The sequence below is a fragment of the Saccharomonospora marina XMU15 genome (genome assembly GCF_000244955.1).
Taxonomy (GTDB): Bacteria; Actinomycetota; Actinomycetes; order Mycobacteriales; family Pseudonocardiaceae; genus Saccharomonospora_A; species Saccharomonospora_A marina.
In genome coordinates this window covers 3,524,123-3,550,281 of the sequence record NZ_CM001439.1, presented here as the reverse complement: position 1 = coordinate 3,550,281, position 26,159 = coordinate 3,524,123, and the positions used below count along the sequence as shown (strand labels likewise).

Below are 26,159 nucleotides of genomic sequence, written 5' to 3'. Positions count from 1 at the left end.
GGATCTGGCTTTCCTGGAACGGCATTGCGTGTCACCGGCCCGGGGGTTGGGCGCGCGAGTGACCGTGATCGCCGACGCCCGGCAGTCGGTGCATGAGGCGGTCGATGTGCGCCATGCCGGCAGGGCATACCAGCACGGACATGGCGTGTGCGCGGGAGCGTTCCACCCGAAACTGGTGGTGTTGCTGGGTGACGAGGAGGTCTGGGCCGCGATTGGATCGGGTAATCCGACCATGTCGGGCTGGGGCCACAACCATGAACTGTGGCTCGTCCTCCGCGGCGAACGTCACCACGGCACAGCGGCACAGGCGGATCTCGGTACCTGGCTGACCGAGCTACCCGACGTGGTGAGCATGCCATCGTGGATCGCCACGACCGTCACCGACATCGGCCGTGCGGTCATCCCCACCGAGGTCGACGCCGCTGCTTCCCAGCTGCGGATCTTCGGCAACCTGCACGAGCCGATACTGGACCAGCTACCGACGGGCCCGGTGGAGGCGTTGCGGATGACCGCTCCGTTCTTCGACTCTCGTGGGGAAACGGCACGTGCACTGGTGAACCGTTTCCAGCCTGCGGTAGTGGAAGTCGCGGTGCAAGAAACGTTGTCACAATACGACGGTGAGACGTTGGCCGATGCGGTGTCGGATGTGCCGCAAGCTGATTTCTGGTTTCTCGATGAGGAGCGGACAAGACACGGGAAGCTCGTGGAGTGGCTGGTGAACGGCGGTACGACCGCGTTGGTAGGCAGCGCAAACCTCAGCAGGGCCGCCATGTTGTTGACCACGGAGTTGGGCGGCAACTGTGAACTCGTGGCGCTCGCTACCGCCACGGAGCGTCTGTTCCCACGGGACACCGCGACTGATGGTGACACCGTCCAGGCACTGAAAACCATTCCGCCGTCGACGGAACCAGGGCGGCGTCCGCTTCTCGAGCTGCTCGGTGCTCGGCAGCTCGCCGATGGCATCGTGATCGAGCTGCTTACCACAGCCGCCGCGCCGGTCACCATCGAGACCTCCCCGGACGCCACTCCGGGGACGTGGACTGCGGTGCACACGATAAAAGACCCGGTCGACGGCAGGAACACCGTGCGGTTCCGGGCGCCGGAACGGGTCGGCGGGGCCGTGCGCGCGTATCTACAGCTGGATGGCGAGAAGCACACGTCGAGCGAGGTGTTTCTCACCGACACCGTGCGTTGCCGGCCACGCGACGAAAGTCAAGATCGACCTCGGCTGGTCCGGGATTACCAGCTGGACGAGGCTTTCACCGACCCGCAACTGGCCAGCCGGTTTCAGGCCGACCTACTTCGTTTGATGAGTGAGGTTCAGACCGGCCAACGACCCACCATCGTCCGGAACGTGGCAGCGGCGAGCCAGGCGAGCGTCGATGACGACGACCGCTGGAGCCGTTGGATCCACGAGGTCGAACGGACATTCGGTCCGTCACTGACCGGTCTGATCTTTCCGCGATTGATGTCTTTGCCCGCCACCGGAGCCTTGGGCTGGTCTGATGGTTCGGACATCGACGAAACCGAACTCGCAGAGGACGAGGACGAGAACGTCGTCGACGATCTTCCTGAGAACCCTGCCGGCGCGCATGCCCAGTACATTCCGCCGTCGCTACGGCAGCGCTGGCGTGCGTGGGCGCGGAGGCTGTGCCGGACCGTCGTGGAATCACCTGTCCCGGTCGAGTACCGGATGATGGCGGCACAGAACTACCTCAACCTGCTCGCTGCCGGAGTCTGGGGCCGGGAGGAGAGTTGGCGCAGTGAGCTCCGCGACCTTGCTGGTGTGCTCGTCCCGATGGGCGAGGAACGTGACGCTGTACCTGAGCAAGCACTGTCGTTCATGGATTCCCTTCTGGCGGTGTGCGTAGCGCTGCTGTACCAGGATGTCGAGCCGCACCGCGGCACCGAACGGGACTTGATCTTCAAGTCGGCTTGGGACAACGCGCGAGAGACAATCGCACGGGCCGACCTGGCGCTTGCCGAGCGATACCTCTACCGACCGGACGTGACACACTCCCGGGTCGCAATGGAAAGCGATGTCCGCCAACTTGTCGACTTGGCAAAGGCAACCGCAGAGGACCCGGATGCCGAAACTTTCGCGTTGCTGCGTAGCGAGGGACTCACCGTCGAACGCATCGACGGTGCGCTCGTCGTCGACGGCGAGGTTCGCAATCCGCGGCTGGCGGCTGCGCGGGTTGCCAACCGCTGTGAACATCGACCTGCCGCGGTTATCGCCCGTAACGACTACAAGACAACCGTGATCCTTCGTGACGGGCGCAGCCTCGCGGTCGCCGAGACCGGCTCACCGGTCTGGCGGACCTACCGACTATCGCCGGTCACCACACCCGTGTCTCTGCTGGGTGAGGATCGTGGACTTCCTCGGACGTCGAGCTCTTCGCCGCTACAACAGCCATCACCTCAGATTCGTGCCATGGCTGAAACCGCTGGGGTGAACCTCCAGCACCTCCTCGTCGCTCTGTAGCAGCGAAGGAGCACTGGACGTTGTTGCACGCGCGGCACCCACTCGGTTCGAGTGCCGGAACGCTGGACCGATCGGCATGTAAGGGGCTCGGTGTGAGGCGGAGGGCTTTGTCCCTGTGCCGCCTGCACCGTCGCCCGGCTCGCTGACTGCGTGGAAGGCGGCCGCTGCTGCACCCCGGCGACAACCCTTGGTGGCCGCCCGGCTCATTGCCGAAGGCGCAGTCCGTTGAGCCCGATGATGACGGTGGAGCCTCGTGTCCGGCCACGCCGAGCGGCAGCGGCAGGGTGCCGAGAATCCCACGCCACCAGCCGGATGAACGCGACCGCGATGACAAGGCTCGCGATCACCACCCGCCGGGGCGAGCAGTCAAAGGCAAGGCCGCCCTTCGACAGCCTAGTGGCCACGAGTTAAGCGAAACTGAGTACTCAAGGCACGATCGCGGACTTGCTCGATGCGGTCCGAGAACGGTTACGCGGAAGACGACACCGCTCACCACGAGACCAACCTCGTCTTCGAGGTCGCGATCATCGACATGGAGCGGGTCAACCAGGAAGACCACCTGGAGTTCCACCGTATACCGCTGGAGCAGCTCGCCGAAGCCGACATGTGACTCCGGCGCCCCCGCCCCTCGTTGCCGCGATGAGGGGAGCGGCGGCGTGGCAGGTACATCGGACGACCTGGATGCGGCATGTAGTGATCATCCCCTGATCGTGTAGCGTGATACACGATCAGGGGAGGGCTGTCTTGCGCTGTCTTTAACACATCACAACTGAAAGTAGCTACCGCTGATCAGCTCAACCGAACAGGGGATAGCCATTTACCGGTAGCTACAAGCCGTTCGAAGCTTGGTGGCGCGTCTTCCGTAGCTGTGTCAAGGATGGGATGCATCATGAGAACACGCGGGCTCCGTGCCTGCCGTGCAAGAACGCGGCTCCCTGCTGCAACAGGGAGCCGCGTGATGTTCCGCTCCGATAGGTCTGGCGTCCATCCAGAACATCTGTACGAAGGGACGGTGGTGAGCGTAGAGCCAATACGCCGAGTCCGCCAGTAGATCTTGATCACTGGCCTTCCCGATCCCGTCATCCAACGGTCCCCGCCGACGCTCCGGTGCTCTCCTGCACCGGTGAGTGCGCCGGCACGCTCGCCGCCAAGGAGCCGATATGCCTCCGCGCATCCCCTGCCATCCGGTATCGCTCTACCGCCTGGACGGTTTTCTCGATCTGGAGGATTACCTGCTGTCTGCCGCATCCGAGGACGTGCTGATCGACGAAACCATCCGGCTGTCCGAGATCACCTGCCGCGTCATCGCGGGCGTGCGTCACGCCGATAAGCCCACCTGGGCCACGCACCTGCAGAGCCTGACCAGTCTCACGATGGAACTGCCCAGTAAGACTCCCTTCGCAGTCCTACTGGTGCCGTTGGCCGACCACACCTACGCCCTGACCTGGGGCGGTGGTCATCACCTGCTCGACGATCTCCTCATCCACGACGGTTTCGGCATGCTCTTCGGTATCCGGCGCCTCGATTCCGCTCGCCTTCGCACTGTCGCACGGTCAGCACTTGATGCGACCGCACGCCTCACGCAGACCTCGTTCCCCGGCGGCAGTGACCTGGGCGGGTTCGGGCTGGAGCCCCACGGTGAGACCGTCACCCGCATCTCAGGCCGGGCGGACCTGACCGGGCTCACCTACGAGCGGCTCACCGGCAGGCCCTACACCATCAAGGCCAGCAGTGCACTCTATGCACCACTTGCCGAGGATCCCGAAGCACTGCTCTCCGACTTGCGAGCCATCGAGAATGTCGTCGCCGAGCCCGACGATGACTCAGACCTGCGCATCCTGAGCCAGACCCGCCCGCTGAGCAAGCACCATCCGATGATCCCGGAGCTGGAGCGGCGCCTGGCCGCAGCGCTGAGCGGCGACAGTACCGCCGGCGTGATCGGGACGGCCTGGCCGGCCGACGCCATTCGAGAGATCGAAGGCGCCACCTCCTTCAAAGTTGTGCGGCTGGGCCCCGGGCAAGACTTCGCCGTCGAGACCACGCTCGACCTCGACGAGATCATTGATCGATTCGCTGCGCTGCCTGAGCGCAGCCGGCTGGACATCCTCGGATCCGCTCGGATGGTCGCCTGCGAAGGTTTGGATGGTCAGGACGAGTACGGGCGGCAGGTTCCGCTACGCAAGTGGTTGGTCTTCGAGACCACCATCGACCACGTGCGCTACTGCCATAGCCAGGGCAAGTGGTTCCGTATCGGCGAGGGCTACGTCACGCAGATCCGTGACCAGGTGGCCGCTCTTTTACGGCAGCGCAGCGACCTGACGTTCCCACACTGGGTGCCCAGCGGTGAGAAGGACGACGAACACCGCTACTGCGAGTTGGTCGCCAAGCAGCCGGGCTACCTCTGCCTGGACCGCAACTTCGCCCGCACGCCCATGCATCCCAAGTTCGAGTTGTGCGACATCGTCGGCCCGAACGGCGAGCTGGCACACGTGAAGTGGCTGGGCCGCGCCGCCGCGGCCAGCCATCTCTTCACCCAGGCCGCCGTGTCGGCCGAGGCCATCCGCCACGAGCCCGACGCCGCCCTCACAGAGTTGGACAACAAAGTCCGGGCACTCGACCCAACACGCACTAACGCCGAGCCCAGCACCATCGTGCTCGCCGTCGCTGGCAGGACCTGGGACGTCGACGAACTCTTCACCCTCTCACAGATCGGTCTGCTGAAGCTGAACAGCATCATGCGGACCCTCCGAATCCGGCTGGAGTTCGCCGACATCCCCTACACGCCGAAAACGAAGGGATCGTCATCGGGCATGGCCGCGTAGAACACTCGCACCTGGGCTCTGAGACCGGCAGGGGCGGCATGTGAACTGGCAAACGGATCCTCGACTGTAGGCGGCAAGGCCCGCGATACGCGTTGACCGTTGGCATCGTACGTCGTGGTTGAGGTACCGGCGGGTCGGATCAGCTCCGGACGATCGTGTCGGCTCAGCAGTGCCTGGGCCACGATCACTGCCCTGATGCGGGCTTTTTGCGTCGGTTGGCGTTGAAGCGCGCCTTCTTCTGCCGATTCCCGCACGTGTTCATGTCACACCACTTGCGGGTGCGGCTCTGGCTGGTGTCGAAGAACGCGGCCTGGCAGGTTGGTGACGCGCACAGTGCCAGCCTTCCGTCTCGCTCGCCCGCGATGATGCTGATCGCGTCGGCGGCGATCACGCTCAACGCGTCTTCCACGCGGGAAGCCGAGCTGAGTTGCCAACGCCGATCGCCCTCGGGTGTGAGCACAGCCGCGGCCCGACCCTGGATGCTGCGGTCATTGATGATCTGGACAGCAGCCGCGGGCAGGGCTTCCTGGAGCGCGGCCGCTGTCGCGGCGGCGTGGATCGACTCCCTCAGTTCCCGCGCGAGTTCGAGCTGGGCGGTGGTGCAGGACTCCACGGCCAGGCCGTTCACCGCGAGCCAGTCGACGAGTCGCTGCGGCGTGGGAATGCGCTCCACAGCGTCGCCACGACGCTCGGTCAGGGTCGCCGTGAAGCTGGTCGCCAGCACGCTACCGAGGCGGAATTCGGGGAACCCAGCACGCATGGAACCACCTTAGCTGGTTGCACAGCGGCACGGCGGACTGGTAGAACCGTCTTAGCCGGTTCGCGATTGGTCGTGGCCGGTTCCACGACGGCCAGGAGGTCTCATGCCCCGCCCAGCCAGCGACGTGCAAGCATTCGAAGCGCACGCAACCGACGCCGACCTCGACGAGCTGCGCGCGCGGTTGGCCGCGGCGCGGCTACCGGAAGCCGAGACGGTCCACCACGCCGCGCCTGATCCTCGCCGGTGGGATCAGGGTGTTCCCCTCGTCGACCTCGTCGATGTCGTGAACTACTGGCGCACCGAGTACGACTGGCGCTCTTTCGAAAGGCGCCTCGACCGGATCGGCCAGTTCCGCACGACCATCGACGGTCTGGGAATCCACTTCCTGCACCGCCGATCCGCGCGCGCGGATGCCACTCCTTTGCTCTTGACGCACGGTTGGCCAGGCAGCATCGCCGAGTTCGTCGACGTGGTGGACGAGTTGGCGGATCCGAAAGACGCGGGCGCACCGGCGTTCCACGTCGTGATCCCGTCGCTACCCGGCTTCGGCTACAGCGACAAACCGGCCACCACCGGGTGGGGAACCGAAAAGATCGCGGCCGCATGGGTGGAACTGATGGGAAGGCTCGGTTACGGCAAGTTCGCGGCCCACGGCGGCGACTGGGGAGGCAATATCACCACGGTTCTCGGCGGCAGGTTCCCGGCGCATGTTCTCGGTATTCACACGACGTTCGCGCAGGCACCGCCCGGGTTGACAACGGAAGGGCTGACGGCGATCGAGCGCAAGTGGACAGAGGAAACCCACGATTTCTGGCACCACCGCGCGGCGTATGCGAAGCAGCAGGCGACCCGGCCGCAGACCATCGGCTACTCGCTCGTCGACTCACCGGTCGGGCTTCTTGCCTGGATACTCGACAAGTTCGCCGAGTGGTCGGACACAGAAGACAGTCCTTTCGAGACGATTTCCATGGACCGCGTTCTTGACGACGTCACCCTGTACTGGCTGACGCGGACAGGCGCGTCGTCGGCGCGCATCTACTACGAAAGCCACAATTCGCTCGATCCCGAGCTTCGGGTCGACGTCCCGGCAGCGATCAGCATGTATCCCCGCGACATCGAGAAGTGTCCACGCCCATGGGCGCAGCAGCGGTACCGGCAGATCGTCCGGTGGAGGTCACCCGAGACCGGGGGACACTTCCCGTCGCTGGAGGTTCCCGAGTATTTCGTCAAGGATCTGCAAGAGGGCCTCGCGGCTGTGCTGGCCGCCAATCGGTGAACGCGGCTGGTTCCGACGTTCGCTCATCGCCCGATCCGGCTCGAGGCGTTGTCCCACGGCTTCCGGACCGAGTTCACCGAGCCGGCGTGCAGCGTGTCGAGGTCGTTGAGGTAGCTGTTCGGCAGGCAGGCCGTGAGCGGTTGTGATCGGGCGGTCGCGCTCGCACGGTTGCGGTCAGGCTGCGACGGCCAACTCGTCTACGGCGAAGTTGCTGTCGTCGACCGCTGCGGGTGTTGCCGAGCAAGATCGACTGTTTCAGGGCTGTGCTCCCGGTGACGACGAAACCCCCACCGGTGGTGATCACCGTTGGAGGTTTGACCTGGAGAAACAGGTGGTGCGCGATACTGGGATCGAACCAGTGACCTCTACCGTGTCAAGGTAGCGCTCTCCCGCTGAGCTAATCGCGCGAGGCGGAGACGGGAATCGAACCCGTGTACAGGGCTTTGCAGGCCCTTGCCTGAACCACTCGGCCACTCCGCCGTGTTCTGTGGATCGGGCAGCTGCCTGATCCAACTGCGGAATGCCGCCGCAGTCGAGCGGACGACGGGATTCGAACCCGCGACCCTCACCTTGGCAAGGTGATGCGCTACCAGCTGCGCTACGTCCGCGTTCCCGGTTCCGGGCCGGTCGGCCCTTCGCCGTGGCGTGTGCGCAAACTGTATCGGATCACCCCTCGGCCGGGTGCACCGGGGGTGCTCATCGCGGGCTCGTGCCGCTCATCAGGTCAGATCGTTCGGGATGAGATGCGTCAGCGCATCGTCGACGTCCACCCAGAGGTGCTCGTTGCCCGGCAGCACCACGTCGTAGGTGCGGTCGAGGAAGTCCGCGAGCTCCTGGGCGGAGGCCTCGAACATGGCGTGGCCTGACGGCGAGTTCAGCTCGATGAGCACGGACTCCGGGTCTTCGATCGAGGGCCGGATCCGCACATCACCGTCGCCGGCGTCGCCGAGCAGGCCATCGGCGAGCAGGTCGCGGGCGTACACCCATTCGACCCAGCCTGCCCTGCCGGTGCGGAATGCCGCCACGACCGCGTAGGGGTCGCGCGTGTCGTAGCGCAACTCGACTTTCACCGGAACGGGAGGCGTCCGCGGCGCCAGTAGATCGAAGACCGCCGTTGACCGCAGCGTCACGTGATCGTTTCGCATGGTCGTACCCTTCTGCTCCCTCCCCGGCCTGTCGGCCGAGTCCTGCCTGTGAGACGCGCCCCGGCGCAGGCTCGCTCACCAATTCTCCGAAGACCACACGTACGTGTGTACGGAGCTGGTGATCGCGCTCCACGTACATACTGCTCGGTTTGGCGTCGTGGCGATAGAACCGTCGCGCGAATGTCGCAGGTGACCTCTGTCCCCCTCGGCCGCTCACCCCGGCGGAATCCCTGCTCAGCAGGCGATTGTGCGTTCCGTGGTAGGGGATGTGCGTACCGTGCTGACCTTGATCCCACCCGGCGGCGAGGCCCGAATCGGCGTCCGGTAGAGTCTGTGCCACACCGCGAGGGGGCGATTAGCTCAGCGGGAGAGCGCTTCGTTCACACCGAAGAGGTCACTGGTTCGATCCCAGTATCGCCCACCACAAGCTTCTGTTGTCAGACCCGGCGGCCGCCTGGTCTTCTTCGTGTTCCCGTCACAGCTTCGTCCAACCCACTGCGGCATCCCACGATTTCCTGTCGTGAGTCACGACACATTTACTGTCACTCACCATGCCCGGCCGGGCACCTTCGGTGATCTTGCCTGCTATCCACAATGGATCAGCTCGCGCTCCGGCCGGCACGTCGATACGGCCCGTTCCGGTGCCGTCGTGCCGCTGACCACGCCATGTCACCCCTCCACTGACTACAGTGGGTACTTGGTGACTCCGCAGCATCGTTACGTTTCGTGACTGACAGGTGATCCGACCGTCGTCTTTGGTCGCTCTCGGAAACCCGCCCTGCCAGGGAATCCGTTGTAACAGGGGGCCAGCCCGGTTCGATACCTCGTCATGGAATCCGCACTCCGCTACCGAGCGTGTGTTCGGTTTGGTCACTCTCCGCGTTTAGTCGCGGCGGGATGACGTGACATCGCGGCGCACGACATCCGGTCGCGGAACAGATTGACGCGGGGAGGCTGCATGGACGAGTCGGTATGGCCGTCGTCGCCGTCCGACCACGGGCTGCCCCGCAGAAGCGCCAACTCGGCCTTCCGGGCAACAACGGCGGTTTCCAGGGCTGCGCGGTCGGCCCCGGCCGCGATGGCGTGGGAACGCCGGTACCGCAACTGGGTCATCGGCAGCGACATCCTGGTGACCGTCGTGGTTGTGGTCGTGAGCGGCGTGTTGATCGGCGGAGCGGGCCGGTTCGACGAGCCGCACGCCCTCGGCACGACAGCCGCTGTCCTGCTGGCGCTGCCTGCGTGCAGGGCGTGGAGCCAGCGGGGACTCGGCGAGGGCCCAGAGGAGTTCCGCAGGGTCGGTGCGGCGCTGATCGTCGCTGCCGTCCTCGTCGCCTTCGGCGGGCTGCTCGCGGGCGCGCTGGAGGTGAAGCCGTGGGTGTTCTACGTCGTACCCGCCGTGGCCGCCGTGATGTTCCCTGCGCGCTACGCGCTGCGCAGGTTGCTGCACCGGGCCAGGAGGCACGGCCAGTGCCTGCTTCCGGTGATGGCGGCGGGCAACCCCGACACCGTGCGGGACCTGGTGGAGCGCACCAGGGCGCTGCCGCATGTCGGCTGGCGGGTGGAGGCGGCGTGTACCCCCTCGGGTGTCGAGGGCGGCGAGGTCGACGGCGTACCGGTGGTCGGGCGACTGGACGACATCGCCGAGCACGTCCGGCGCGGCGGCTACCGCGTGGTGGCCGTCACCGCCGACCAGTACTGGACTCCGCACCGGCTGCAGCGGCTGGCCTGGGACCTGGAGGAGACGTCGGCGGAACTGGTGGTCGCCCCCGTGCTGATGGAGGTGGCAGGTCCGCGCCTCGACGTCTCCGGCGTGCTGGGGATGCCACTGCTGCGGGTCACCGCACCCGCCTTCACCGGAGGCCGCCGGGTGGTCAAGGAGATCGTCGACCGGCTGGCCGCGGCCGTGTTGCTGGTGCTGGCCGCCCCTGCACTGCTGCTGATCGCGCTGGCGATCAAGGTGGGCGACCCCGGTCCGGTCGTATACCGGCAGCGACGCGTCGGCAGGGACGGCGACACCTTCACCATGCTCAAGTTCCGCACGATGGTGGTCGACGCCGACGCCGTGCGAAAGGACCTGCTCACCCACAACGAGGGTTGCGGTCCGTTGTTCAAGATCCGTGACGATCCCCGGGTGACGGCTGTCGGCGCACTGCTGCGGCGCTACTCGCTGGACGAGCTTCCGCAGCTGGTCAACGTGCTCGCCGGGCAGATGTCGCTCGTGGGCCCCCGCCCGCCGCTGCCGGAGGAGACCGAGCAGTACGAGCCCGACGTGCGGCGCAGGTTGCTCGTGAAGCCGGGTCTGACGGGCCTGTGGCAGGTGAGCGGCCGCAGCGAGCTGTCGTGGGAGGACAGCGTTCGGCTCGACCTTCGCTACGTGGAGGACTGGTCGCTGGCGCTGGACCTGGTGATCCTGTGGAAGACGCTGCGGGCCGTCTTCTACGGCCGCGGCGCCTACTGAACGGGCGACTCGCGGGCAGGAACGCGGAACTCGCGGGCCTGAGCGCGGAACTCGCGGGCGGGAACGGGGGACTCGCGGGCGGGAACGGGGGACTCGCGGGCGGCGGCTAGCATCGACATGTCAAGTAAGTCACGTGTCAAGGAGTTCGCCGTGTCGCAGCCGTCGCCCGTCGCAGCCGTGCCAGCCCCACGTGTGGTGGTGCGCGCGGGCACTACGGCGGGCTCGGCGGTACGTGAGGCCGGGCTGCCGGGCAAGGGCGAAGATGCCGTCGTGGTGGTACGCGACGCCGACGGCAGGCTGCGTGACCTCGCGTGGGTTCCGGAGCACGACACCGAGGTGGAACCGGTCGCGGCGAACACCGAGGACGGCCGCGCCGTCATCAGGCACTCGGCCGCGCACGTGCTGGCGCAGGCCGTGCAGCAGCAGTTCCCCGAGGCCAAGCTGGGTATCGGACCGCCGGTGAAGGACGGCTTCTACTACGACTTCGCCGTCGACCGTCCGTTCACGCCGGAGGATCTGCAGGCGCTGGAGAAGCGCATGAAGCAGATCATCAAGGCGTCGCAACAGTTCTCCCGCCGCGTGGTGGCCTCGGTCGAGGCCGCCAGGCAGGAACTGGCCGACGAGCCGTTCAAGCTGGAGCTGGTCGAGCTGAAGTCGGACCAGGGCACCCAGCAGGACACAGTGGACACCTCCGAGGTGATGGAGCTCGGCGAGGGCGAGCTGACCGTCTACGACAACCTCGACCCCCGCAGCAAGGAGCGCGTGTGGAGCGACCTGTGCCGGGGCCCGCACGTGCCCACCACCAAGTACATCCCCGCGTTCAAACTGACCCGGGTCGCGGCGGCGTACTGGCGCGGCAACGAGAAGAACCCGCAGCTGCAACGCATCTACGGCACCGCGTGGGAATCGCAGCAGGCTCAGGACCACTACCTCGAACTGCTGGCCGAAGCCGAGCGGCGTGACCACCGCAGGCTGGGCGCGGAGCTGGACCTCTTCTCCTTCCCCGAGGAGATCGGATCGGGGCTGCCGGTCTTCCACCCCAAGGGCGGGATCATCAGGCGGGAGCTGGAGAACTACTCGCGAAGGCGGCACGAGGAGTCCGGCTACGAGTTCGTGAACACTCCGCACATCAGCAAGAGCGGGCTGTTCCACACCTCCGGCCACCTGCCGTACTACGCGGACACGATGTTCCCGCCGATCCCGTTCGAGGGCGAGGACTACTACCTCAAGGCCATGAACTGTCCGATGCACCACCTGATCTACCGTTCGCGCGGGCGGTCGTACCGGGAGCTGCCGCTTCGGCTGTTCGAGTTCGGCACCGTGTACCGCTACGAGAAGTCCGGCGTGGTACACGGGCTGACCCGGGTGCGCGGGCTGACCATGGACGACTCGCACATCTACTGCACCAAGGAGCAGATGCCCGGCGAGCTGCGCTCGCTGTTGCGGTTCGTGCTCGACCTGCTCGCCGACTACGGGCTTTCCGACTTCTACCTGGAACTGTCCACCCGGGGGGAATCGGGCAAGTTCATCGGTGAGGACTGGGAGTGGGAGGAGGCCACCGAGACGCTGCGGCAGGCGGCCGTGGAGTCCGGGTTGGAACTGGTGCCCGACCCAGGTGGCGCGGCGTACTACGGGCCGAAGATCTCCGTGCAGGCCAGGGACGCCATCGGCCGCAACTGGCAGATGTCGACGATCCAGCTCGACTTCAACCACCCCAGGCGGTTCGAACTGGAGTACACCGCGGCGGACGGTTCGCGGCGGACGCCGGTGGTGATCCACCGCGCGCTGTTCGGGTCGATCGAGCGGTTCTTCGGCGTGCTGACCGAGCACTACGCGGGTGCGTTCCCCGCGTGGCTGTCGCCGGTGCAGGTGGTGGGCATCCCGATCGCCGACGAGCACGTCGAGCACCTGCGCGGAGTGGAGAAGGCGTTGCGTGCCAAGGGTATCCGGGCCGAGGTGGACACCAGCGACGACAGGATGCAGAAGAAGATCCGCACCCACACCACGCAGAAGGTGCCGTTCCTGCTGCTGGCCGGCGGCAAGGACGTCGAGGCGGGCGCGGTGTCGTTCCGGTTCCGCGACGGCGGCCAGCTCAACGAGGTTCCGGTGGCCACGGCGGTGGAGGCCATCGCGGACTGGGTCGCCCGCAGGGAGAACTCCTCGCCGACCGCGCGGTCGCTGGAGGCCGTCCTTGGGCGGTAGCGGCGAGGGGCGCGAGTACGTCGAGCAGGACGGCGTCGGGGTCGTCGACCAGTTGCAGCGGTTGTGGACCCCGCACCGGCTCGCCTACATCAAGGGTGAGAACAAGCCGGACGGTGACGAGGCGGGCGGCTGCCCGTTCTGCAGGCTGATCGGCATGGCCGACGCCGAGGCGCTGATCGTCGCCCGCGGTCGCCTCGTCTACGCGGTGCTCAATCTGTACCCGTACAACCCGGGTCATCTCATGGTGCTGCCCTACCGGCACGTCGCGGACTACACCGAGCTGACCGGCGAGGAGACCGTGGAGCTGGCCGAGTTCACCCAGCACGCGATGACGGTGATCCGGTCGGTCTCGGCGGCGCACGGTTTCAACATCGGCATGAACCAGGGTGTCATCGCGGGCGCCGGAATCGCCGCCCACCTGCACCAGCACGTGGTGCCGAGGTGGGGCGGCGATTCCAACTTCATGCCGGTCATCGGCCACACGAAGGTGCTGCCGCAACTGCTCGGCGAGACCAGGCAGTTGCTTGCCGACGCCTGGTGACCTCGCTCAGGGCAGCATCACGCCTTCGATGTTCAGCTCGACCTTGATCTTGTCGGCGACCACGGCGGTGGGCAGGCCCGCGCCGACCTCGAAGTCGGCCCGGCTGAGCTCCGTTGTCGCCGAGACACCGATCACCTTGCTGCCCTCGGCGAGGCCGTCCCCGAAGCCGCCGAGTTCGGCCTCCAGGGTCACCGGCCTGGTCACGCCGTGCAGTGTCAGCTCGCCGTCGATGAGGTAGTCCGGACCGTCGGTGCGGATGCCCGTCGAGCGGAAGCTGAGCGTGGGGTACTTCTCGACGTCGAGGAACTCGTCACTGCGGACGTGGGTGTCGCGCTGCTCGTTGTTGGTGTCGATGCTGGCGGCGTCGATGGTGGCCGTCACGCTGGAGTCGAGGATGTTGTCCGCGGTGACGATCGTGCCCTCGACCCCGGTGAAGCGGCCGCGCACCTTCGAAACGCCGAGGTGGCGCACGACGAACGTGACGTCGGAGTGCGTCTCGTCGATGGTCCAGGTTCCGGCGAGGTAACCGGGGATCTCGGTGGTAGCTGTCATGGGCGTTCTCCTGTGCCTGAGCGCTTGTGGGCGGACTCCTTGATTGAGCCCTCAACTACTGAGCATAGCCGAGGATGGTTGAGGGCTCAATCAAGGGGTCGAGGGTGTGGTCGCGCGGAGGTCTCGCCGGGCGGGTAACCGTCCGATGAGGCCGAGTCTTCGGCCTCGCTCGCTCGTTGCACCCTGGTACCACCGGCCCTCGCCCGAGGCCTAATTGAGCGTTCAATCAGGGGTAGAATGACTGGCATGTCCGAAGCTCGCTGGCTCACCGATGCCGAGCAGCGGGTCTGGCGTGACTTCTCGGCCGCCGTCGACATGCTCAGGGCGCACCTGGATGCGCAGTTGCAGCGCGACGCGGGCATGCCGGCCACCTACTACCGGGTGCTCGTGGCTCTGTCCGAGGCACCGGGCAGAGTGCTGCGCATGAGCGACCTGGCACTGGCGACGCGGTCGTCCCGCAGCAGGCTCTCCCACGCGGTCGCTCGGATGGAAGCCAGCGGCTGGATCAGGCGGGAAAGCTGTCCCACCGACAAGCGGGGCGCTTTCGCCCACCTCACCGACGCGGGCATGGCCGCGATCGAGGCGGCGGCGCCCGGTCACGTCGAGGCGGTGCGCGCGAGCCTGTTCGACCCGCTGACACCGGCGCAGGTCGAGCAGCTGGGCGAGATCAGTGCCGCGCTGTTGGAGCGGCTGCGCCCGGCGTGCGCCGAGGCCGCCGAGCACGAGGACGGCGAGCAGCGTGAGCCCGGCGAGCGGCTGGCGGCCGGGCAGGAGTGATGCCGCGCCCGGGATCGGGACATCCCGCAGGCGGTGTCGGCCCGGTCGATAGGGTGCGATTCGTAGGAATCGACCAGCAGGCAGCCGCACCTCCTAGGATGAGATGCTCAACATCTTCGCGCGCGCGTCCGTCTCCCGCGTCACCGACCCGATCGGTGCGGCGCTGGTGCGGGCCGGCCTCACGCCCAACGCGATGACCCTGATCGGCACCGCAGGTGCCATCGCGTGCTCGCTGGCCTTCTTCCCCAACGGGATGCTGCTCGCGGGCACCTTCACCGTGTGGGGCTTCGTGATGCTGGACCTGCTCGACGGGGCGATGGCACGTGCCAAGGGCAGCACCCCGTTCGGCGCCGTGCTCGACGCGACCTGCGACCGGCTGGTCGACGGCGCGCTGTTCGCCGCCATCGCCTGGTGGGCGTTCACCGTCGACGACAACCCCCGCACGGCGGCGGCCGCGTTGCTGTGCCTGGTGTTCGCGCAGGTGATCTCCTACGTCAAGGCGAGGGCGGAGGCGTCCGGGTTCGGTGACGCCGCCAACGGCGGCCTGATCGAGCGCGCCGAACGGCTGATCATCGCGCTGGTCGGTACCGGACTGCAGGGACTGGGGTTGCCCTTCGCCGTGGAGGTCTCGCAGTGGCTGCTGGCGGTGCTCTCGGCCATCACGCTGCTGCAGCGGGTCGTTGCGGTGTCCAGAGCGGCCAAGGGGGCGAGTTTGTGACCGCGATCGGGCACCGGCTCAGCGCTCTCGGCTACGCCGCGGGCTGGCGGCTCGTGCCGAGGCTCCCGCCGCGGCTGGTGACCTCGGCATTCGCGCTCGGCGCCGATCTGGCCGCCCGCCACGACGGCGCTGGAGTGCGCAGGCTGCGCCGCAACCTCGCCAGGGTGGTGCCGCAGGCCGGGCCGACCGAGCTGACGGACCTGACGCGGCGCGCGCTGCGCTCCTACGCCAGGTACTGGCAGGAAGCGTTCCGGCTGCCCGCTATGGAACCCGAGGACGTGCGTGCCCGCATCGACCTCAGCGGCGCCGACTACCTCGACGCGGCACTCGCCGAAGGCAACGGTGCCGTGCTCGCGCTGCCGCACACCGGCAACTGGGACGTCGCGGGCGTGTGGCTCGTCGGGCACTCCGGCAGCTTCACCACGGTGGTCGAGCGGCTGCGCCCCGAATCGCTGTTCGAACGGTTCGTGGCCTACCGGGAGTCGCTGGGGTTCGAGATCGTGCCCGCCGACGGCAGCGCGTCCTACCGCACACTGCTGCGCAGGCTACGGGAGAACAAGGTGGTGTGCCTGGTCGGCGACCGCGACATCACCGGGTCGGGCCTGCCGGTTTCGTTCTTCGGCGAGCGCGCCCGGTTTCCCGGCGGGCCCGCCCGGCTCGCCGTGAGCACCGGGGCCGCGCTGCTGCCCGCGGGTTGCTGGTTCACCGACGGCGGCTGGGGGGTCCGGATCCATCCCCGGATCCGCGTGAACGCCAGGAGCGAGGTCCCTGCGGCCACCCAGGCGCTCGCCGACATCTTCGCGGGCGACATCGCCGCGCACCCGACGGACTGGCACATGCTGCAGGCGTTCTGGGAGGGTGACAGCGCCGACGGCACCGTCAGCGACGGCGGGCCCGCCGACGGTGCGGACAGTGTGGACGGTGCGGCGGGCGTGGCCGACAGCGGCGAGCGCGGCGAATCCGAGCACGCAGGGCCTGCGGAGTCGGTGGAGTCGGCGGAGTCGCAAGGCGCGGCGGAGCCGACCAGGGCCGCGGGTAGCGAGCAGGGAGCACAGCGATGAAGGTCGGCATCGTGTGTCCCTACTCCTTCGACGTACCCGGCGGTGTGCAGGGGCACGTGGTCGACCTTTCGCGCGCGCTGCTGGCTCTCGGACACACGGTGTCGGTGCTGGCGCCCTCCGACGAGGGGGCAGAACTGCCCGCCTTCGTGCATCCTGCTGGCCGCTCCCTCGGAGTTCGCTACAACGGCTCGGTCGCCCGGCTGCAGTTCGGGCCGGTGTCCTACGCCCGCGTGCGACGCTGGATCCGGGACAACGACTTCGACGTGCTGCACCTGCACGAACCGGCCGCGCCCAGCCTCTCGCTGCTGGCGCTGAAGGTGGCCGACGGCCCGATCGTGGCCACCTTCCACACCTCGACCCCCCGCTCGCGCACCCTGTCGGCGTTCCAGCCGGTGCTGCGGCCGCTGCTTGAGAAGATCACCGCGCGGATCGCGGTGTCCGCGCTCGCCAGGCGCGTGCAGGTGGAGCACCTCGGCGGGGACGCCGTGGAGATCCCCAACGGGGTGGACGTGGCGGCCTTCGCCGACGCGAAGCCGCTGGCGGGCTACCCGAGGCAGGGCGGCACCATCGGTTTCGTCGGCCGGTTCGGCGAACCCCGCAAGGGCATGGCCGTGCTGCTGGAAGCCATGCGACTGCTCTGCGCCGAACTGCCTCGGCTGCGCCTGCTGGTCGTCGGCAGGGGAGAGCCGGAGGCGTTACGCAGGCTCGCCGGGCCCGACCTGTTCGAGCGCATCGAACTGCTCGGCCAGGTCGACGACACCACCAAGGCCCGCGCGCTGCGCAGCGTCGACGTCTACTGCGCCCCCAACACCGGCGGTGAGAGTTTCGGCATGATCCTCACCGAGGCGATGGCGGCGGGAACCCCGGTGGTGGCCAGCGCGCTGGACTCGTTCCGGCGCGTGCTCGACGACGGTCGCTGCGGGGTGCTCACCCCCATCGCGGACGCACCCGCGCTGGCCGGGGCGCTGCGCGAGTTGCTCGCCGATCCGCAGCGCAGAGCGCGGCTGTCGGCCGCGGCGACGGATCGGGTCGCGGCCTTCGACTGGCGAACCGTGGTCAAGCAGGTGCTGCGGGTCTACGAGACCGCGATCGCGGCCGACCCCCGCAAGGTCGGCACCGACCAGGACGCGCCACGATGAACTCGTTCTTCACGCTGCTCGCGGTGCTTTCCGCGGTTGTGGTGGCCGTGGGACTGTGGCTGGTCGCCACGGCGAACCGGCTGGACCGGCTGCATGTGCGCATGGACGCCGGTTGGGCCGCGCTGGACGCGGCACTGGCAAGGCGGGCGGTGGTCGCGCGCACGGTCGCGGCCGGTTCGCTGCCGCCGCGGCAGGCGCAGGTGCTGCGCGCCGCCGCCAAGGAAGCGGAGTCGGCACCCCGGCACGAGCGTGAAGTGGCCGAGAACGAACTCACCCGGCTGCTGTCCGAGGTGGACCGGCGACGGCTGCCCGCGCCGTTGGCGGAGGAGCTGTCCGACGCCGAGCAGCGCGTCATGATCGCCCGGCGGGTCTACAACGACGCCGTGCGCGACACACTCGAACTGCGCGGGCGGCGGCACGTGCGCTACTTCCGGCTGGCGGGCAAGGCAGCCAGACCGGAGTACTTCGAGATCGCCGAACCCGACCCGGACACCGCGGGGCCTTCCGGCGGCGCGGCGGAGAAGACCATGGTGCGGGTGGTGGTCGCCGACGCCGACGGCCGGGTGCTGCTGCACCACGAACCCGGGCCCGGTGCAGGGGCTGACGCGTTCTGGGCGGCCGCGGGCTGCGAGGTGGAGGAGGGGGAGGACCTGCGCGCCGCCGCGGTGCGTGGGCTTCGCCTCGCCGCGGGCATCGACGTCGAGGCCGAGTCCCTGATCGGTCCGGTGTGGCGGCGCTCGCTGCGGTTCAGCGCTGGAGGCCGGCGGCACGAGGGCAGCGAATGGTTCTTTCTCGTTCACCACGCAGGCGAAACCGGCGACGGCGCGAAGGGCCCCGCACGCGGCGTGTGGTGGAGCCCGGCGCGGCTGCGCGAAACCGACGAGGCGGTGTACCCGGCACGGCTGGCCGAACTGCTGCCGACGCTGCTGGAGTCGGGCTGGGACGGGCGGCCTCGCTCCATCCCGTGACCACCGGCAGGCGTGGCAGACTGGCTGTCATGGCCGCTTCCGACCACGATCCCGCCTGCGACGTCGCCCACGGATTCAGCGAGGCCCCGCCCACCGAACGCACGCTGGTGGCCGTGTTCGCCTCCCCGGTCGCCGCCCACCTGCTGTCCTACGGTGCGGATCTGCGGTTTCGCGCCGTGCTGGTCGAGCCCGACCCGCGGCGCGCCACCGAGGCAGGCCTCGACCCGGCGGTGGAGGTGGTCACGTCGATGCCGAAGCTGGACACCGACACCGACGTCGTCGTCACCGACCACCACCGCGACGAACTCGGCGAGGTGCTGCGCGACGCGCTGCTGCACCCGGCCCGCTGGATCGGCGTGATGGGAAACCCGCGCCACCCCGGGCCGCACATCGAAGCGCTCGCCGCACTGGGCGTGCCCGCCTCGGAGGTCGAGCGGGTACACCGGCCGGTGGGCCTCAACATCGGCTCCCGCACCCCGCCCGAGATCGCCATCGCCACACTCGCGGGGTTGCTGGCCGACCGCAACGGCAGGCCGGGCGGCTTCGAGTTCTGACGGCTCCCGCAGCGCCCGAACCCCGACAGCGCCCGGCAGCGCCCGGCAACTGCTGACGGTTGCTGGCGGCGGGCGCGATCAGCGTGCCGTGGCCGCCTGCGGCATCGGGTCGTAGCGCACGTGATGCCTGCTGAACGTGGCCGTACCCGAGGTGAGTGAACGCAGGTCGATGGCATAGCGCAGCAGTTCCGTCGCCGGTACCTCCGCGCGCACGACACTGCACCCGCCCGCGACCGACTCCGTGCCGAGCACCCTGCCCCGGCGCGCCGACAGGTCACCCAGCACGGTACCGAGGTACTCGTCCGGCGCCCGCACGGTGACTTCGTCCAGCGGCTCCAGCAACACGATCCGCGTCTTGGTGGCGGCGTCCTTCAGCGCGAGCGCGCCCGCGGTCTGGAACGCGGCGTCGGAGGAGTCGACGCTGTGCGCCTTGCCGTCGAACAACGTCACCCGGACGTCCACGACGGGGTGGTCGTCGACGAGACCCTTGTTCAGCTGCGCCCGCACGCCCTTCTCGACACTGGGGATGAACTGGTGCGGGACCGCGCCGCCGACCACCTTGTCGACGAACTCGAAACCCGCGCCGCGCTCGAGCGGCTCCACCTCGATGTCGCACACCGCGTACTGGCCGTGGCCGCCGGACTGCTTGACGTGCCTGCCGTGCCCGGTCGCCTTGCCCGCGAACGTGGAGCGCAGGCTGGTCCGCACCGGTTCGGTGTCCACATCGGCCCCGCCCGCCCGCAGCCGCGACAGCACCACGTCCGCGTGAGCCTCACCCATGCACCACAGCACCAGTTGCCCGGTCTCGGCGTTGCGTTCCAGCCGCAGCGTCGGATCACCCGCCACCAGCCGGGACAGGTTCCTCGCGAGCGCGTCCTCGTCGCTTCGGGTCTTGGCCACCACGGCGACGGGCAGCAGCGGCTCCGGCATCGCCCACGGTTCGATCAGCAGTGGGTCGTCGGGATACGACACGGTGTCGCCGGTCTCGGCCGAACCGATCTTCGTCAGCGCGCACACATCGCCCGCGACGCAGTACGGCACCTCGCGCAGGTTCGCGCCGAGCGGGGAGTACAGGTGCGCGACGCGCTCGTCGGCGTCGTGGTCGGGGTGTCCCCGGTCGGCGAGGCCCTGCCCGCGGATGTGCACGGGGCGCTCCGGGCGCAGCGTGCCGGAGAAGACCCGCACCAGCGAAACCCTGCCGACGTAGGAGTCCACCGCGGTACGCACCACCTCGGCCGCCAGCGGGCCGTTCGGGTCCGGCTCCAGCCGGGGGTGCGCGATGCCGTTCGGTGACGTCGCCATCGGCACCTCGTGCTCCAGCGGCGAGGGACACGCGCGCGCGATGCCGTCAAGTAGCTCGGCCAGCCCCGTCCCGGTCTCCGCGCACACCGGGATCACCGGATGGAACGAGCCGCGCGCGACGGCCGTCTCCAGGTCCGCGATCAAGGTGTCCTCGGAGATCTCCTCGCCACCGAGATATCGGTCCATGAGGGTCTCGTCCTCGCTCTCGGCGATCACACCCTCGATGAGCTCGTCGCGCGCGCGGGCCAGCCGCTCCCGCTCGGCCTCGCCCGGCTCGCCGACGGTGGGCGGGTAGCCGCCGGAGTAGTCGAACAGCCGCTGCGTGATGAGGCCGATCAGCCCGCGTCCGTCGTCGGTGGGCAGGTACAGCGGCAGCACACCCGACCCGAACGCCTGCCTGCACGCCGCGATCTCCCCCCCGACGTCGGCGCGTGGGTGGTCCAGCCTCGAAACGACCACGGCACGCGGCGTGCCAGCCGACGCGCACTCCTCCCACAGCGACACGGTCGCGGAGTCCACCCCTTCGCCCGCGCTGACGACGAACAGTGCCGCGTCCGCCGCGCGCAGGCCCGCCCGCACCTCGCCGACGAAGTCGGCGTACCCGGGCGTGTCGATCAAGTTGATCTTTATGTCGCCGTACCGCACCGGCGCGACCGACAGTCCGACGGATCGTTGCTGGCGGACGGCGGCGGGATCGTGGTCGAAGACGGTTGTGCCGTCCACCACGGACCCGGCCCTGTTCAGCGTTCCCGATGCGACGAGCAGTGCCTCGGCCAACGTGGTCTTGCCCGAGCCGGAGGGCCCGACCAGCGCCACGTTGCGCACCTTGCTCGGATCGTCGACAGCGACCGCGGCCCCGGCGTCGCTGTTCCTCGTGTGCTTCTCGGCCATCGCGGGCCTCCTTGCGGCGACGACATTGTCGACAGGTGTGCCCTCGATCACACACCCGATTCGGCTGTGCGGCAAGGGCGCACAAGTGGACTCCCGAAATCGTCGGGTACTGGCCCGGGGTGGCGGTCCACGTGGGACGTACTCTGGACGTTGGAAATCCCAGTTCGCGAAAGGCCACAGCAGTGTCAGACGCCCAGCCCAGCAACTCCAGCCAGCCCGAGACCGGTACCGCGCGAGTGAAGCGCGGGATGGCGGAGATGCTCAAGGGTGGCGTGATCATGGACGTCGTCACCCCGGAGCAAGCCAAGATCGCCGAGGACGCCGGTGCCGTCGCGGTGATGGCGCTCGAACGCGTGCCCGCCGACATCCGCGCCCAGGGTGGCGTGGCGAGGATGAGCGACCCCGACCTGATCGAGGGCATCATCTCGGCGGTGTCCATCCCGGTGATGGCCAAGGCCCGGATCGGACACTTCGTCGAGGCGAGGGTGTTGCAGGCGCTCGGCGTGGACTACGTCGACGAGTCCGAGGTGCTCACTCCCGCCGACTACGCCAACCACATCGACAAGTGGGCCTTCACCGTGCCGTTCGTGTGTGGTGCCACCAACCTCGGTGAGGCGTTGCGTCGGATCAACGAGGGCGCAGCCATGATCCGTTCCAAGGGCGAGGCGGGCACCGGCGACGTGTCGAACGCGACCATGCACATGCGCCACATCCGCACGGAACTGCGCAAGCTCTCCGCGTTGCCCGAAGACGAGCTCTACGTCGCCGCCAAGGAGCTGCAGGCGCCGTTCGAGCTGGTCAAGGAGGTGGCGGCCACCGGGAAGCTGCCCGTCGTGCTGTTCACCGCGGGCGGCATCGCAACGCCTGCCGACGCCGCGATGATGATGCAGCTCGGCGCGGAGGGTGTGTTCGTCGGCTCCGGCATCTTCAAGTCCGGCGACCCGGCCAAGCGTGCGGAGGCGATCGTGAAGGCGACCACCTTCCACGACGACCCCGACATGATCGCGAAGGTGTCGCGCGGCCTCGGCGACGCCATGGTCGGCATCAACGTCGACGACGTGCCACAGCCGCACCGCCTCGCGGAGCGAGGCTGGTAGAGCTCCCAGCAGCCGAAACGCCGGGCCATCGGCATTGTTCGTCCGGTGGCCCGGCGTCGGCGGCGGGACTTGGCGCGCTCGGTTCGCGGACGGGAGCGCGGAACTCGCGGGCGAGAGCGGGGGACTCGCGGGCGAGAGCGGGGGACTCGCGGACGGCAGCGGGGGACTCGCGGTTTCAGACGTGTTCGGAGACCAGCACCGCTGTCGTGTCGGGTTCGAGTGCCTGGAAGACGTGCGCCACGTCGCCGGGGTAGGCGATGTAGTCGCCGGGGGACAGCTCCACCGGCTCCTCCAGCACCCCGACCAGCGCCCTGCCCGTGCTGAGCACGACGTGCTCCACCACGCCGGGCATGTGCGGGTCCGACTCGCGGGGTGTGCCGGGTTGCACGTTGAGCACGTAGATGTCCCTGCGCGCGTTCGGCGGGCAGGACGCCAGCAGCGTCGCCACGTAGTCCGCGCGTTCGGAGGCCACCGCGGGCCCCTCGCCCGCGCGCACCACCTGGACCTTCGGCCTCGGTGGGTCGACGAGGCGCGCGAACGGCACGTCGAGCGCCACGCCCAGCGCCCACAGCGTCTCGACGCTGGGGTTGCCGGTCCCCGACTCCAGCTGCGACAGCGTCGACTTGGCGATACCCGCTCGACGCGCCACCTCGGCCAGCGACATGCCGCTGCGCTTGCGTTCCCTTCGCAGCGAGGCGGCGATCACGGCCAGTGGTGCGCCCGCTCCTCGGGACTCCGTCATCGTTCGCTCCAGAAGTCGTATCGTTCGACTTGACGAACACATTCTCGGTGTCCAGTATAAACACCATGCGTTCGATATTTCGAACACTCGACCGGGAGGTGCTGCGCGACATCGCGCTGGTGTGCCTCACCGGCAGCATCGTCGGCGTGTCGTTCGGCACCATCACCGTCAGTTCCGGCCTGCCGTTGTGGCTGCCGATGCTGCTGTCGGTCGTGGTGTTCGCGGGGGCGGCGCAGTTCGTGTTCGTGGGGATCATGGCCTCCGGCGGCAACCCGATCGCGGCCGTGGTCGCGGGCCTGCTCATCAACACCCGGCACGTGCCCTTCGGTTTCGCCGTCGGCGACATCCTCGGCACCGGGCGCGCGCGGCTGCTCGTCGGCAGTCACCTGATGATCGACGAGGCCGTGGCGTTCGCACTGGCGCAGCGCGACCGGCAGCGACGCCGCGCGGCCTACTGGGCCTGCGGCATCGGCCTGTTCTGCTGCTGGAACCTCGGAGTGGCGCTCGGCGCGTTCGCGGGCACGGTGGTGACCGACACCGACGCGCTCGGGCTCGACGCCGCCTTCCCCGCGGTGCTGCTGGCCCTGCTGCTGCCCTCACTGCGGGAAGCCGCCACCCTCCGCGCCGCGCTCACCGGCGCCGCGATAGCGGTGGCGGGCGCACCGTGGCTGCCCGCGGGGCTGCCGGTGCTGCTCGCGTTGGCGGGGGTGGCGGTATCCCTGCGCACGACATCCCTGCGCACGACACCGGCAGGCAGCGGTGACGCTGGTGACGGTGACGACGCTGGTGACGGTGACGACGCTGGTGACGGTGGTGACGGCGAGAGCAGCGCCGGTCACGGCAGCCGGGTGGCTTCATGACCACGGCCACGACCCTGGTGGTGTCGACACTGGTGCTCGCCGTCGGCACGTTCGCGTTCCGAGTCGCCGGTCCGCTGCTGCGCACCAGGATCACCCTCTCGCCGAGGGTGGAGCGGCTGGCCACGATGTCCGCGGTGGTGCTGCTGGCCGCCGTCGTCGCCACCGCCACCCTGGTCGACGGTGGCGAGTTCGCCGGTTACGCGCGGCCCGCGGGGGTGGCCGTGGGTGGGGTGCTGGCGTGGAAGAAAGCGCCGTTCGTGGTCGTTGTGCTGGCAGCGGGGGTGACGGCCGCGGGCCTGCGGCTGCTCGGCGTGCCCTGAACGCCGGGGCACCGATCCCGCACAGTAGGCTTGACCAGCGCGGAATCGCGGGAAAGGTGGAGGTGCGTGACCCAGCGGCAGCCGGTCATCGGGGTGCTCGCCCTGCAGGGCGACGTGCGGGAACACCTGGCGATGCTCGATCGCGCCGGTGCGTCACCGTGCCAGGTACGCAGGCCGACGGAACTGTCCCAAGTGGACGCGATGGTGCTGCCGGGCGGCGAGTCCACCACGATGTCGCGGCTGCTGGAGGTCTTCGAGCTGCTGGACCCGCTGCGGAAGCGGATCGCCGAGGGCATGCCGGTGTTCGGTTCCTGCGCGGGGATGATCCTGCTGGCCAGGCAGGTGCTCGACGGCAGGCCGGACCAGCATCAGCTCGACGGTCTCGACATCGTCGTGCGGCGCAACGCCTTCGGCAGGCAGGTCGATTCCTTCGAGACCGACCTGGACGTCCGCGAGATCGAGGACGGGCCGGTGCACGCCGTCTTCATCCGCGCACCGTGGGTGGAGAAGGCGGGAGCCTCGGTGGAGGTGCTGGCCAAGGTCCCCGACACCCCGAAGACCCGGGCGGCGGCCGATAGGATCGTCGCCGTTCGGCAGGGACCGGTGCTGGCCACGGCATTCCATCCCGAACTGACCGGCGACGAGCGGGTGCACCGGCTGTTCGTACGCATGGTGGGCGCGCAGGTAGACGCGTAAGAGAGTTGGAGGAGAGATGAGCGGCCACTCGAAGTGGGCCACCACGAAGCACAAGAAGGCCGCCCTCGACGCCAAGCGTGGCAAGCTGTTCGCGAGACTGATCAAGAACATCGAGGTCGCCGCGCGCACCGGCGGGGGCGACCCGGAAGGCAACCCCACGCTGTACGACGCCATCCAGAAGGCCAAGAAGAACTCCGTGCCGCAGGACAACATCGAGCGGGCACGCAAGCGTGGCGCGGGCGAGGAGGCAGGCGGCGCCGACTGGCAGAACATCACCTACGAGGGCTACGCGCCCAACGGTGTCGCGGTGCTGATCGAGTGCCTCACCGACAACAAGAACCGGGCGGCGTCGGAGGTTCGCACCGCGCTGACCCGCAACGGCGGCTCGCTCGCCGACCCGGGCTCGGTTGCGTACCTGTTCAACCGCAAGGGCGTGGTCATCATGCCGAAGAACGGGCTCTCCGAGGACGACGTCCTGCTGGCCGTGCTGGACGCGGGCGCGGAGGAGGTCAACGACCTCGGCGAGAGCTTCGAGATCATCTCCGAGGCCGGTGACCTGGTGGCTGTTCGGAAGGCGTTGCAGGACGCGGGATACGACTACGAGTCGGCCGATGCCAACTTCCTGCCCTCGGTCAACGTGCCACTCGACGCCGAGGGCGCCAGGAAGGTGTTCCGGCTGATCGAGGCGCTGGAGGACTGCGACGACGTGCAAAACGTCTACTCCAACTTCGACGTATCCGACGACGTCCTCGCGGAGGTCGGCTGACCGGCTCACCGTCCGCCTCCTTGGGCA

At 68.5% G+C, this 26,159-nt stretch carries 23 protein-coding genes, 4 tRNA genes and 1 pseudogene; 19 read left to right on the top strand and 9 right to left on the bottom strand.

The features are described from left to right. Window positions 1-58 precede the first annotated feature (58 nt). Window positions 59-2,485 carry a phospholipase D-like domain-containing protein gene (locus SACMADRAFT_RS16785; RefSeq protein ID WP_232285419.1) on the top strand — a complete coding sequence of 809 codons (2,427 nt, stop codon included), beginning with the start codon at window positions 59-61 and terminating at the stop codon, window positions 2,483-2,485. Between the two features lie 203 nt (window positions 2,486-2,688). On the opposite strand, the gene SACMADRAFT_RS30440 is transcribed toward SACMADRAFT_RS16785, so the two are convergent. Further along, window positions 2,689-2,889 carry a hypothetical protein gene (locus tag SACMADRAFT_RS30440; protein WP_198286089.1) on the bottom strand — a complete coding sequence of 67 codons (201 nt, stop codon included), beginning with the start codon at window positions 2,887-2,889 and terminating at the stop codon, window positions 2,689-2,691. A 47-nt stretch (window positions 2,890-2,936) separates the two neighbouring features. Between SACMADRAFT_RS30440 and SACMADRAFT_RS29980 the strand changes: the two genes are divergently transcribed. Continuing rightward, window positions 2,937-3,095 carry an NUDIX hydrolase gene (locus SACMADRAFT_RS29980; protein WP_009155027.1) on the top strand — a complete coding sequence of 53 codons (159 nt, stop codon included), beginning with the start codon at window positions 2,937-2,939 and terminating at the stop codon, window positions 3,093-3,095. 550 nt (window positions 3,096-3,645) lie between these two features. After that, window positions 3,646-5,307, top strand: a complete 1,662-nt coding sequence (locus SACMADRAFT_RS16780) for a TIGR04141 family sporadically distributed protein (RefSeq protein ID WP_009155026.1) — start codon at window positions 3,646-3,648, stop codon at window positions 5,305-5,307. A 184-nt stretch (window positions 5,308-5,491) separates the two neighbouring features. Here the strand turns inward: SACMADRAFT_RS16780 and SACMADRAFT_RS16775 are convergent, their stop codons facing one another. Beyond that, complete coding sequence (locus SACMADRAFT_RS16775) at window positions 5,492-6,067, bottom strand: CGNR zinc finger domain-containing protein (RefSeq protein ID WP_009155025.1); 576 nt, start codon at window positions 6,065-6,067, stop codon at window positions 5,492-5,494. 103 nt (window positions 6,068-6,170) lie between these two features. Here SACMADRAFT_RS16775 and SACMADRAFT_RS16770 point away from each other — a divergent pair, with 103 nt between their 5' ends. Continuing rightward, entirely contained in the window at window positions 6,171-7,343 is a 1,173-nt protein-coding gene (locus SACMADRAFT_RS16770) for an epoxide hydrolase family protein (protein ID WP_009155024.1), read from the top strand. A 332-nt stretch (window positions 7,344-7,675) separates the two neighbouring features. On the opposite strand, the gene SACMADRAFT_RS16765 is transcribed toward SACMADRAFT_RS16770, so the two are convergent. From SACMADRAFT_RS16765 to SACMADRAFT_RS16750, 4 genes are all read right to left on the bottom strand, one after another. After that, a tRNA-Val gene (locus SACMADRAFT_RS16765) sits at window positions 7,676-7,750 on the bottom strand. 1 nt (window position 7,751) lies between these two features. Then, window positions 7,752-7,823, bottom strand: a tRNA-Cys gene (locus SACMADRAFT_RS16760). Between the two features lie 55 nt (window positions 7,824-7,878). Further along, window positions 7,879-7,951, bottom strand: a tRNA-Gly gene (locus SACMADRAFT_RS16755). 111 nt (window positions 7,952-8,062) lie between these two features. Next, window positions 8,063-8,488, bottom strand: coding sequence for an SsgA family sporulation/cell division regulator (locus tag SACMADRAFT_RS16750; RefSeq protein WP_009155023.1), 426 nt, complete (start codon window positions 8,486-8,488; stop codon window positions 8,063-8,065). Between the two features lie 349 nt (window positions 8,489-8,837). On the opposite strand from SACMADRAFT_RS16750, the gene SACMADRAFT_RS16745 reads away from it, so the two are divergent. From SACMADRAFT_RS16745 to SACMADRAFT_RS16730, 4 genes are all read left to right on the top strand, one after another. Then, window positions 8,838-8,912 (top strand) — tRNA-Val (locus SACMADRAFT_RS16745). Window positions 8,913-9,446: 534 nt separating this feature from the next. Next, a complete protein-coding gene (locus tag SACMADRAFT_RS16740; RefSeq protein WP_009155022.1) occupies window positions 9,447-10,946 on the top strand; it encodes a sugar transferase in 1,500 nt (499 codons plus the stop codon). A 150-nt stretch (window positions 10,947-11,096) separates the two neighbouring features. After that, on the top strand, window positions 11,097-13,148 hold the full coding sequence (gene thrS / locus SACMADRAFT_RS16735) for a threonine--tRNA ligase (protein ID WP_009155021.1): 2,052 nt from the start codon (window positions 11,097-11,099) through the stop codon (window positions 13,146-13,148). Next, a complete protein-coding gene (locus SACMADRAFT_RS16730) occupies window positions 13,138-13,689 on the top strand; it encodes an HIT family protein (RefSeq protein ID WP_009155020.1) in 552 nt (183 codons plus the stop codon). Before thrS ends, SACMADRAFT_RS16730 begins: the two co-directional genes overlap by 11 nt. A gap of 6 nt (window positions 13,690-13,695) precedes the next feature. Here the strand turns inward: SACMADRAFT_RS16730 and SACMADRAFT_RS16725 are convergent, their stop codons facing one another. Beyond that, on the bottom strand, window positions 13,696-14,241 hold the full coding sequence (locus SACMADRAFT_RS16725; protein ID WP_009155019.1) for a YceI family protein: 546 nt from the start codon (window positions 14,239-14,241) through the stop codon (window positions 13,696-13,698). Window positions 14,242-14,487: 246 nt separating this feature from the next. Here SACMADRAFT_RS16725 and SACMADRAFT_RS16720 point away from each other — a divergent pair, with 246 nt between their 5' ends. The 6 genes and pseudogenes from SACMADRAFT_RS16720 to SACMADRAFT_RS16695 all read left to right on the top strand — a co-directional run bounded on the left by SACMADRAFT_RS16720 (window position 14,488) and on the right by SACMADRAFT_RS16695 (window position 19,458). Further along, entirely contained in the window at window positions 14,488-15,018 is a 531-nt protein-coding gene (locus SACMADRAFT_RS16720; RefSeq protein ID WP_040925730.1) for a MarR family winged helix-turn-helix transcriptional regulator, read from the top strand. Window positions 15,019-15,121: 103 nt separating this feature from the next. Next, on the top strand, window positions 15,122-15,736 hold the full coding sequence (gene pgsA, locus SACMADRAFT_RS16715) for a phosphatidylinositol phosphate synthase (RefSeq protein WP_009155017.1): 615 nt from the start codon (window positions 15,122-15,124) through the stop codon (window positions 15,734-15,736). Continuing rightward, window positions 15,733-16,599, top strand: a pseudogene (locus SACMADRAFT_RS16710) (phosphatidylinositol mannoside acyltransferase); the annotation flags it as partial. The gene pgsA and the pseudogene SACMADRAFT_RS16710, both read left to right, overlap by 4 nt. A gap of 194 nt (window positions 16,600-16,793) precedes the next feature. After that, on the top strand, window positions 16,794-17,936 hold the full coding sequence (locus SACMADRAFT_RS16705) for a glycosyltransferase family 4 protein (RefSeq protein WP_009155015.1): 1,143 nt from the start codon (window positions 16,794-16,796) through the stop codon (window positions 17,934-17,936). Continuing rightward, window positions 17,933-18,904 (top strand): NUDIX hydrolase, encoded by a 972-nt coding sequence (locus SACMADRAFT_RS16700; RefSeq protein WP_009155014.1) that lies wholly within the window; start codon window positions 17,933-17,935, stop codon window positions 18,902-18,904. Before SACMADRAFT_RS16705 ends, SACMADRAFT_RS16700 begins: the two co-directional genes overlap by 4 nt. A gap of 29 nt (window positions 18,905-18,933) precedes the next feature. Further along, window positions 18,934-19,458, top strand: coding sequence for an XdhC family protein (locus SACMADRAFT_RS16695; RefSeq protein ID WP_040925729.1), 525 nt, complete (start codon window positions 18,934-18,936; stop codon window positions 19,456-19,458). Window positions 19,459-19,536: 78 nt separating this feature from the next. Here SACMADRAFT_RS16695 and SACMADRAFT_RS16690 read toward each other — a convergent pair whose 3' ends face one another. Beyond that, the gene (locus tag SACMADRAFT_RS16690) at window positions 19,537-21,651 is read right to left on the bottom strand and encodes an elongation factor G-like protein EF-G2 (RefSeq protein WP_009155012.1); all 2,115 of its coding nucleotides are present in this window, start codon (window positions 21,649-21,651) and stop codon (window positions 19,537-19,539) included. A gap of 248 nt (window positions 21,652-21,899) precedes the next feature. On the opposite strand from SACMADRAFT_RS16690, the gene pdxS reads away from it, so the two are divergent. After that, window positions 21,900-22,748 carry a pyridoxal 5'-phosphate synthase lyase subunit PdxS gene (gene pdxS / locus SACMADRAFT_RS16685; protein ID WP_232285621.1) on the top strand — a complete coding sequence of 283 codons (849 nt, stop codon included), beginning with the start codon at window positions 21,900-21,902 and terminating at the stop codon, window positions 22,746-22,748. A 175-nt stretch (window positions 22,749-22,923) separates the two neighbouring features. Here the strand turns inward: pdxS and SACMADRAFT_RS16680 are convergent, their stop codons facing one another. Further along, the gene (locus tag SACMADRAFT_RS16680; protein ID WP_009155010.1) at window positions 22,924-23,490 is read right to left on the bottom strand and encodes a helix-turn-helix domain-containing protein; all 567 of its coding nucleotides are present in this window, start codon (window positions 23,488-23,490) and stop codon (window positions 22,924-22,926) included. 65 nt (window positions 23,491-23,555) lie between these two features. Here SACMADRAFT_RS16680 and SACMADRAFT_RS16675 point away from each other — a divergent pair, with 65 nt between their 5' ends. The 4 genes from SACMADRAFT_RS16675 to SACMADRAFT_RS16660 all read left to right on the top strand — a co-directional run bounded on the left by SACMADRAFT_RS16675 (window position 23,556) and on the right by SACMADRAFT_RS16660 (window position 26,132). Beyond that, a complete protein-coding gene (locus SACMADRAFT_RS16675) occupies window positions 23,556-24,350 on the top strand; it encodes an AzlC family ABC transporter permease (protein ID WP_050998127.1) in 795 nt (264 codons plus the stop codon). Continuing rightward, window positions 24,347-24,670 (top strand): AzlD domain-containing protein, encoded by a 324-nt coding sequence (locus tag SACMADRAFT_RS16670; RefSeq protein WP_009155008.1) that lies wholly within the window; start codon window positions 24,347-24,349, stop codon window positions 24,668-24,670. Before SACMADRAFT_RS16675 ends, SACMADRAFT_RS16670 begins: the two co-directional genes overlap by 4 nt. A 132-nt stretch (window positions 24,671-24,802) precedes the next feature. Beyond that, a complete protein-coding gene (gene pdxT, locus SACMADRAFT_RS16665) occupies window positions 24,803-25,366 on the top strand; it encodes a pyridoxal 5'-phosphate synthase glutaminase subunit PdxT (protein WP_232285620.1) in 564 nt (187 codons plus the stop codon). Window positions 25,367-25,382: 16 nt separating this feature from the next. Further along, on the top strand, window positions 25,383-26,132 hold the full coding sequence (locus SACMADRAFT_RS16660; RefSeq protein WP_009155006.1) for a YebC/PmpR family DNA-binding transcriptional regulator: 750 nt from the start codon (window positions 25,383-25,385) through the stop codon (window positions 26,130-26,132). The last annotated feature ends 27 nt before the right edge of the window (window positions 26,133-26,159 follow it).

Coding starts and splice junctions, on each gene's coding strand:
- SACMADRAFT_RS16750 (WP_009155023.1), bottom strand. CDS start 8,488: ATGCGAAACGATCACGTGACGCTGCGGTCAACGGCGGTCTTCGATCTA.
- SACMADRAFT_RS16680 (WP_009155010.1), bottom strand. CDS start 23,490: ATGACGGAGTCCCGAGGAGCGGGCGCACCACTGGCCGTGATCGCCGCC.
- SACMADRAFT_RS16690 (WP_009155012.1), bottom strand. CDS start 21,651: ATGGCCGAGAAGCACACGAGGAACAGCGACGCCGGGGCCGCGGTCGCT.
- pdxS (WP_232285621.1), top strand. CDS start 21,900: ATGGCGGAGATGCTCAAGGGTGGCGTGATCATGGACGTCGTCACCCCG.
- SACMADRAFT_RS16725 (WP_009155019.1), bottom strand. CDS start 14,241: ATGACAGCTACCACCGAGATCCCCGGTTACCTCGCCGGAACCTGGACC.
- SACMADRAFT_RS16740 (WP_009155022.1), top strand. CDS start 9,447: ATGGACGAGTCGGTATGGCCGTCGTCGCCGTCCGACCACGGGCTGCCC.
- SACMADRAFT_RS16700 (WP_009155014.1), top strand. CDS start 17,933: ATGAACTCGTTCTTCACGCTGCTCGCGGTGCTTTCCGCGGTTGTGGTG.
- pdxT (WP_232285620.1), top strand. CDS start 24,803: ATGCTCGATCGCGCCGGTGCGTCACCGTGCCAGGTACGCAGGCCGACG.
- SACMADRAFT_RS16775 (WP_009155025.1), bottom strand. CDS start 6,067: ATGCGTGCTGGGTTCCCCGAATTCCGCCTCGGTAGCGTGCTGGCGACC.
- SACMADRAFT_RS16770 (WP_009155024.1), top strand. CDS start 6,171: ATGCCCCGCCCAGCCAGCGACGTGCAAGCATTCGAAGCGCACGCAACC.
- SACMADRAFT_RS16675 (WP_050998127.1), top strand. CDS start 23,556: ATGCGTTCGATATTTCGAACACTCGACCGGGAGGTGCTGCGCGACATC.
- SACMADRAFT_RS16660 (WP_009155006.1), top strand. CDS start 25,383: ATGAGCGGCCACTCGAAGTGGGCCACCACGAAGCACAAGAAGGCCGCC.
- SACMADRAFT_RS29980 (WP_009155027.1), top strand. CDS start 2,937: ATGCGGTCCGAGAACGGTTACGCGGAAGACGACACCGCTCACCACGAG.
- SACMADRAFT_RS16670 (WP_009155008.1), top strand. CDS start 24,347: ATGACCACGGCCACGACCCTGGTGGTGTCGACACTGGTGCTCGCCGTC.
- SACMADRAFT_RS16720 (WP_040925730.1), top strand. CDS start 14,488: ATGTCCGAAGCTCGCTGGCTCACCGATGCCGAGCAGCGGGTCTGGCGT.
- pgsA (WP_009155017.1), top strand. CDS start 15,122: ATGCTCAACATCTTCGCGCGCGCGTCCGTCTCCCGCGTCACCGACCCG.
- SACMADRAFT_RS16705 (WP_009155015.1), top strand. CDS start 16,794: ATGAAGGTCGGCATCGTGTGTCCCTACTCCTTCGACGTACCCGGCGGT.
- SACMADRAFT_RS16695 (WP_040925729.1), top strand. CDS start 18,934: ATGGCCGCTTCCGACCACGATCCCGCCTGCGACGTCGCCCACGGATTC.
- SACMADRAFT_RS16780 (WP_009155026.1), top strand. CDS start 3,646: ATGCCTCCGCGCATCCCCTGCCATCCGGTATCGCTCTACCGCCTGGAC.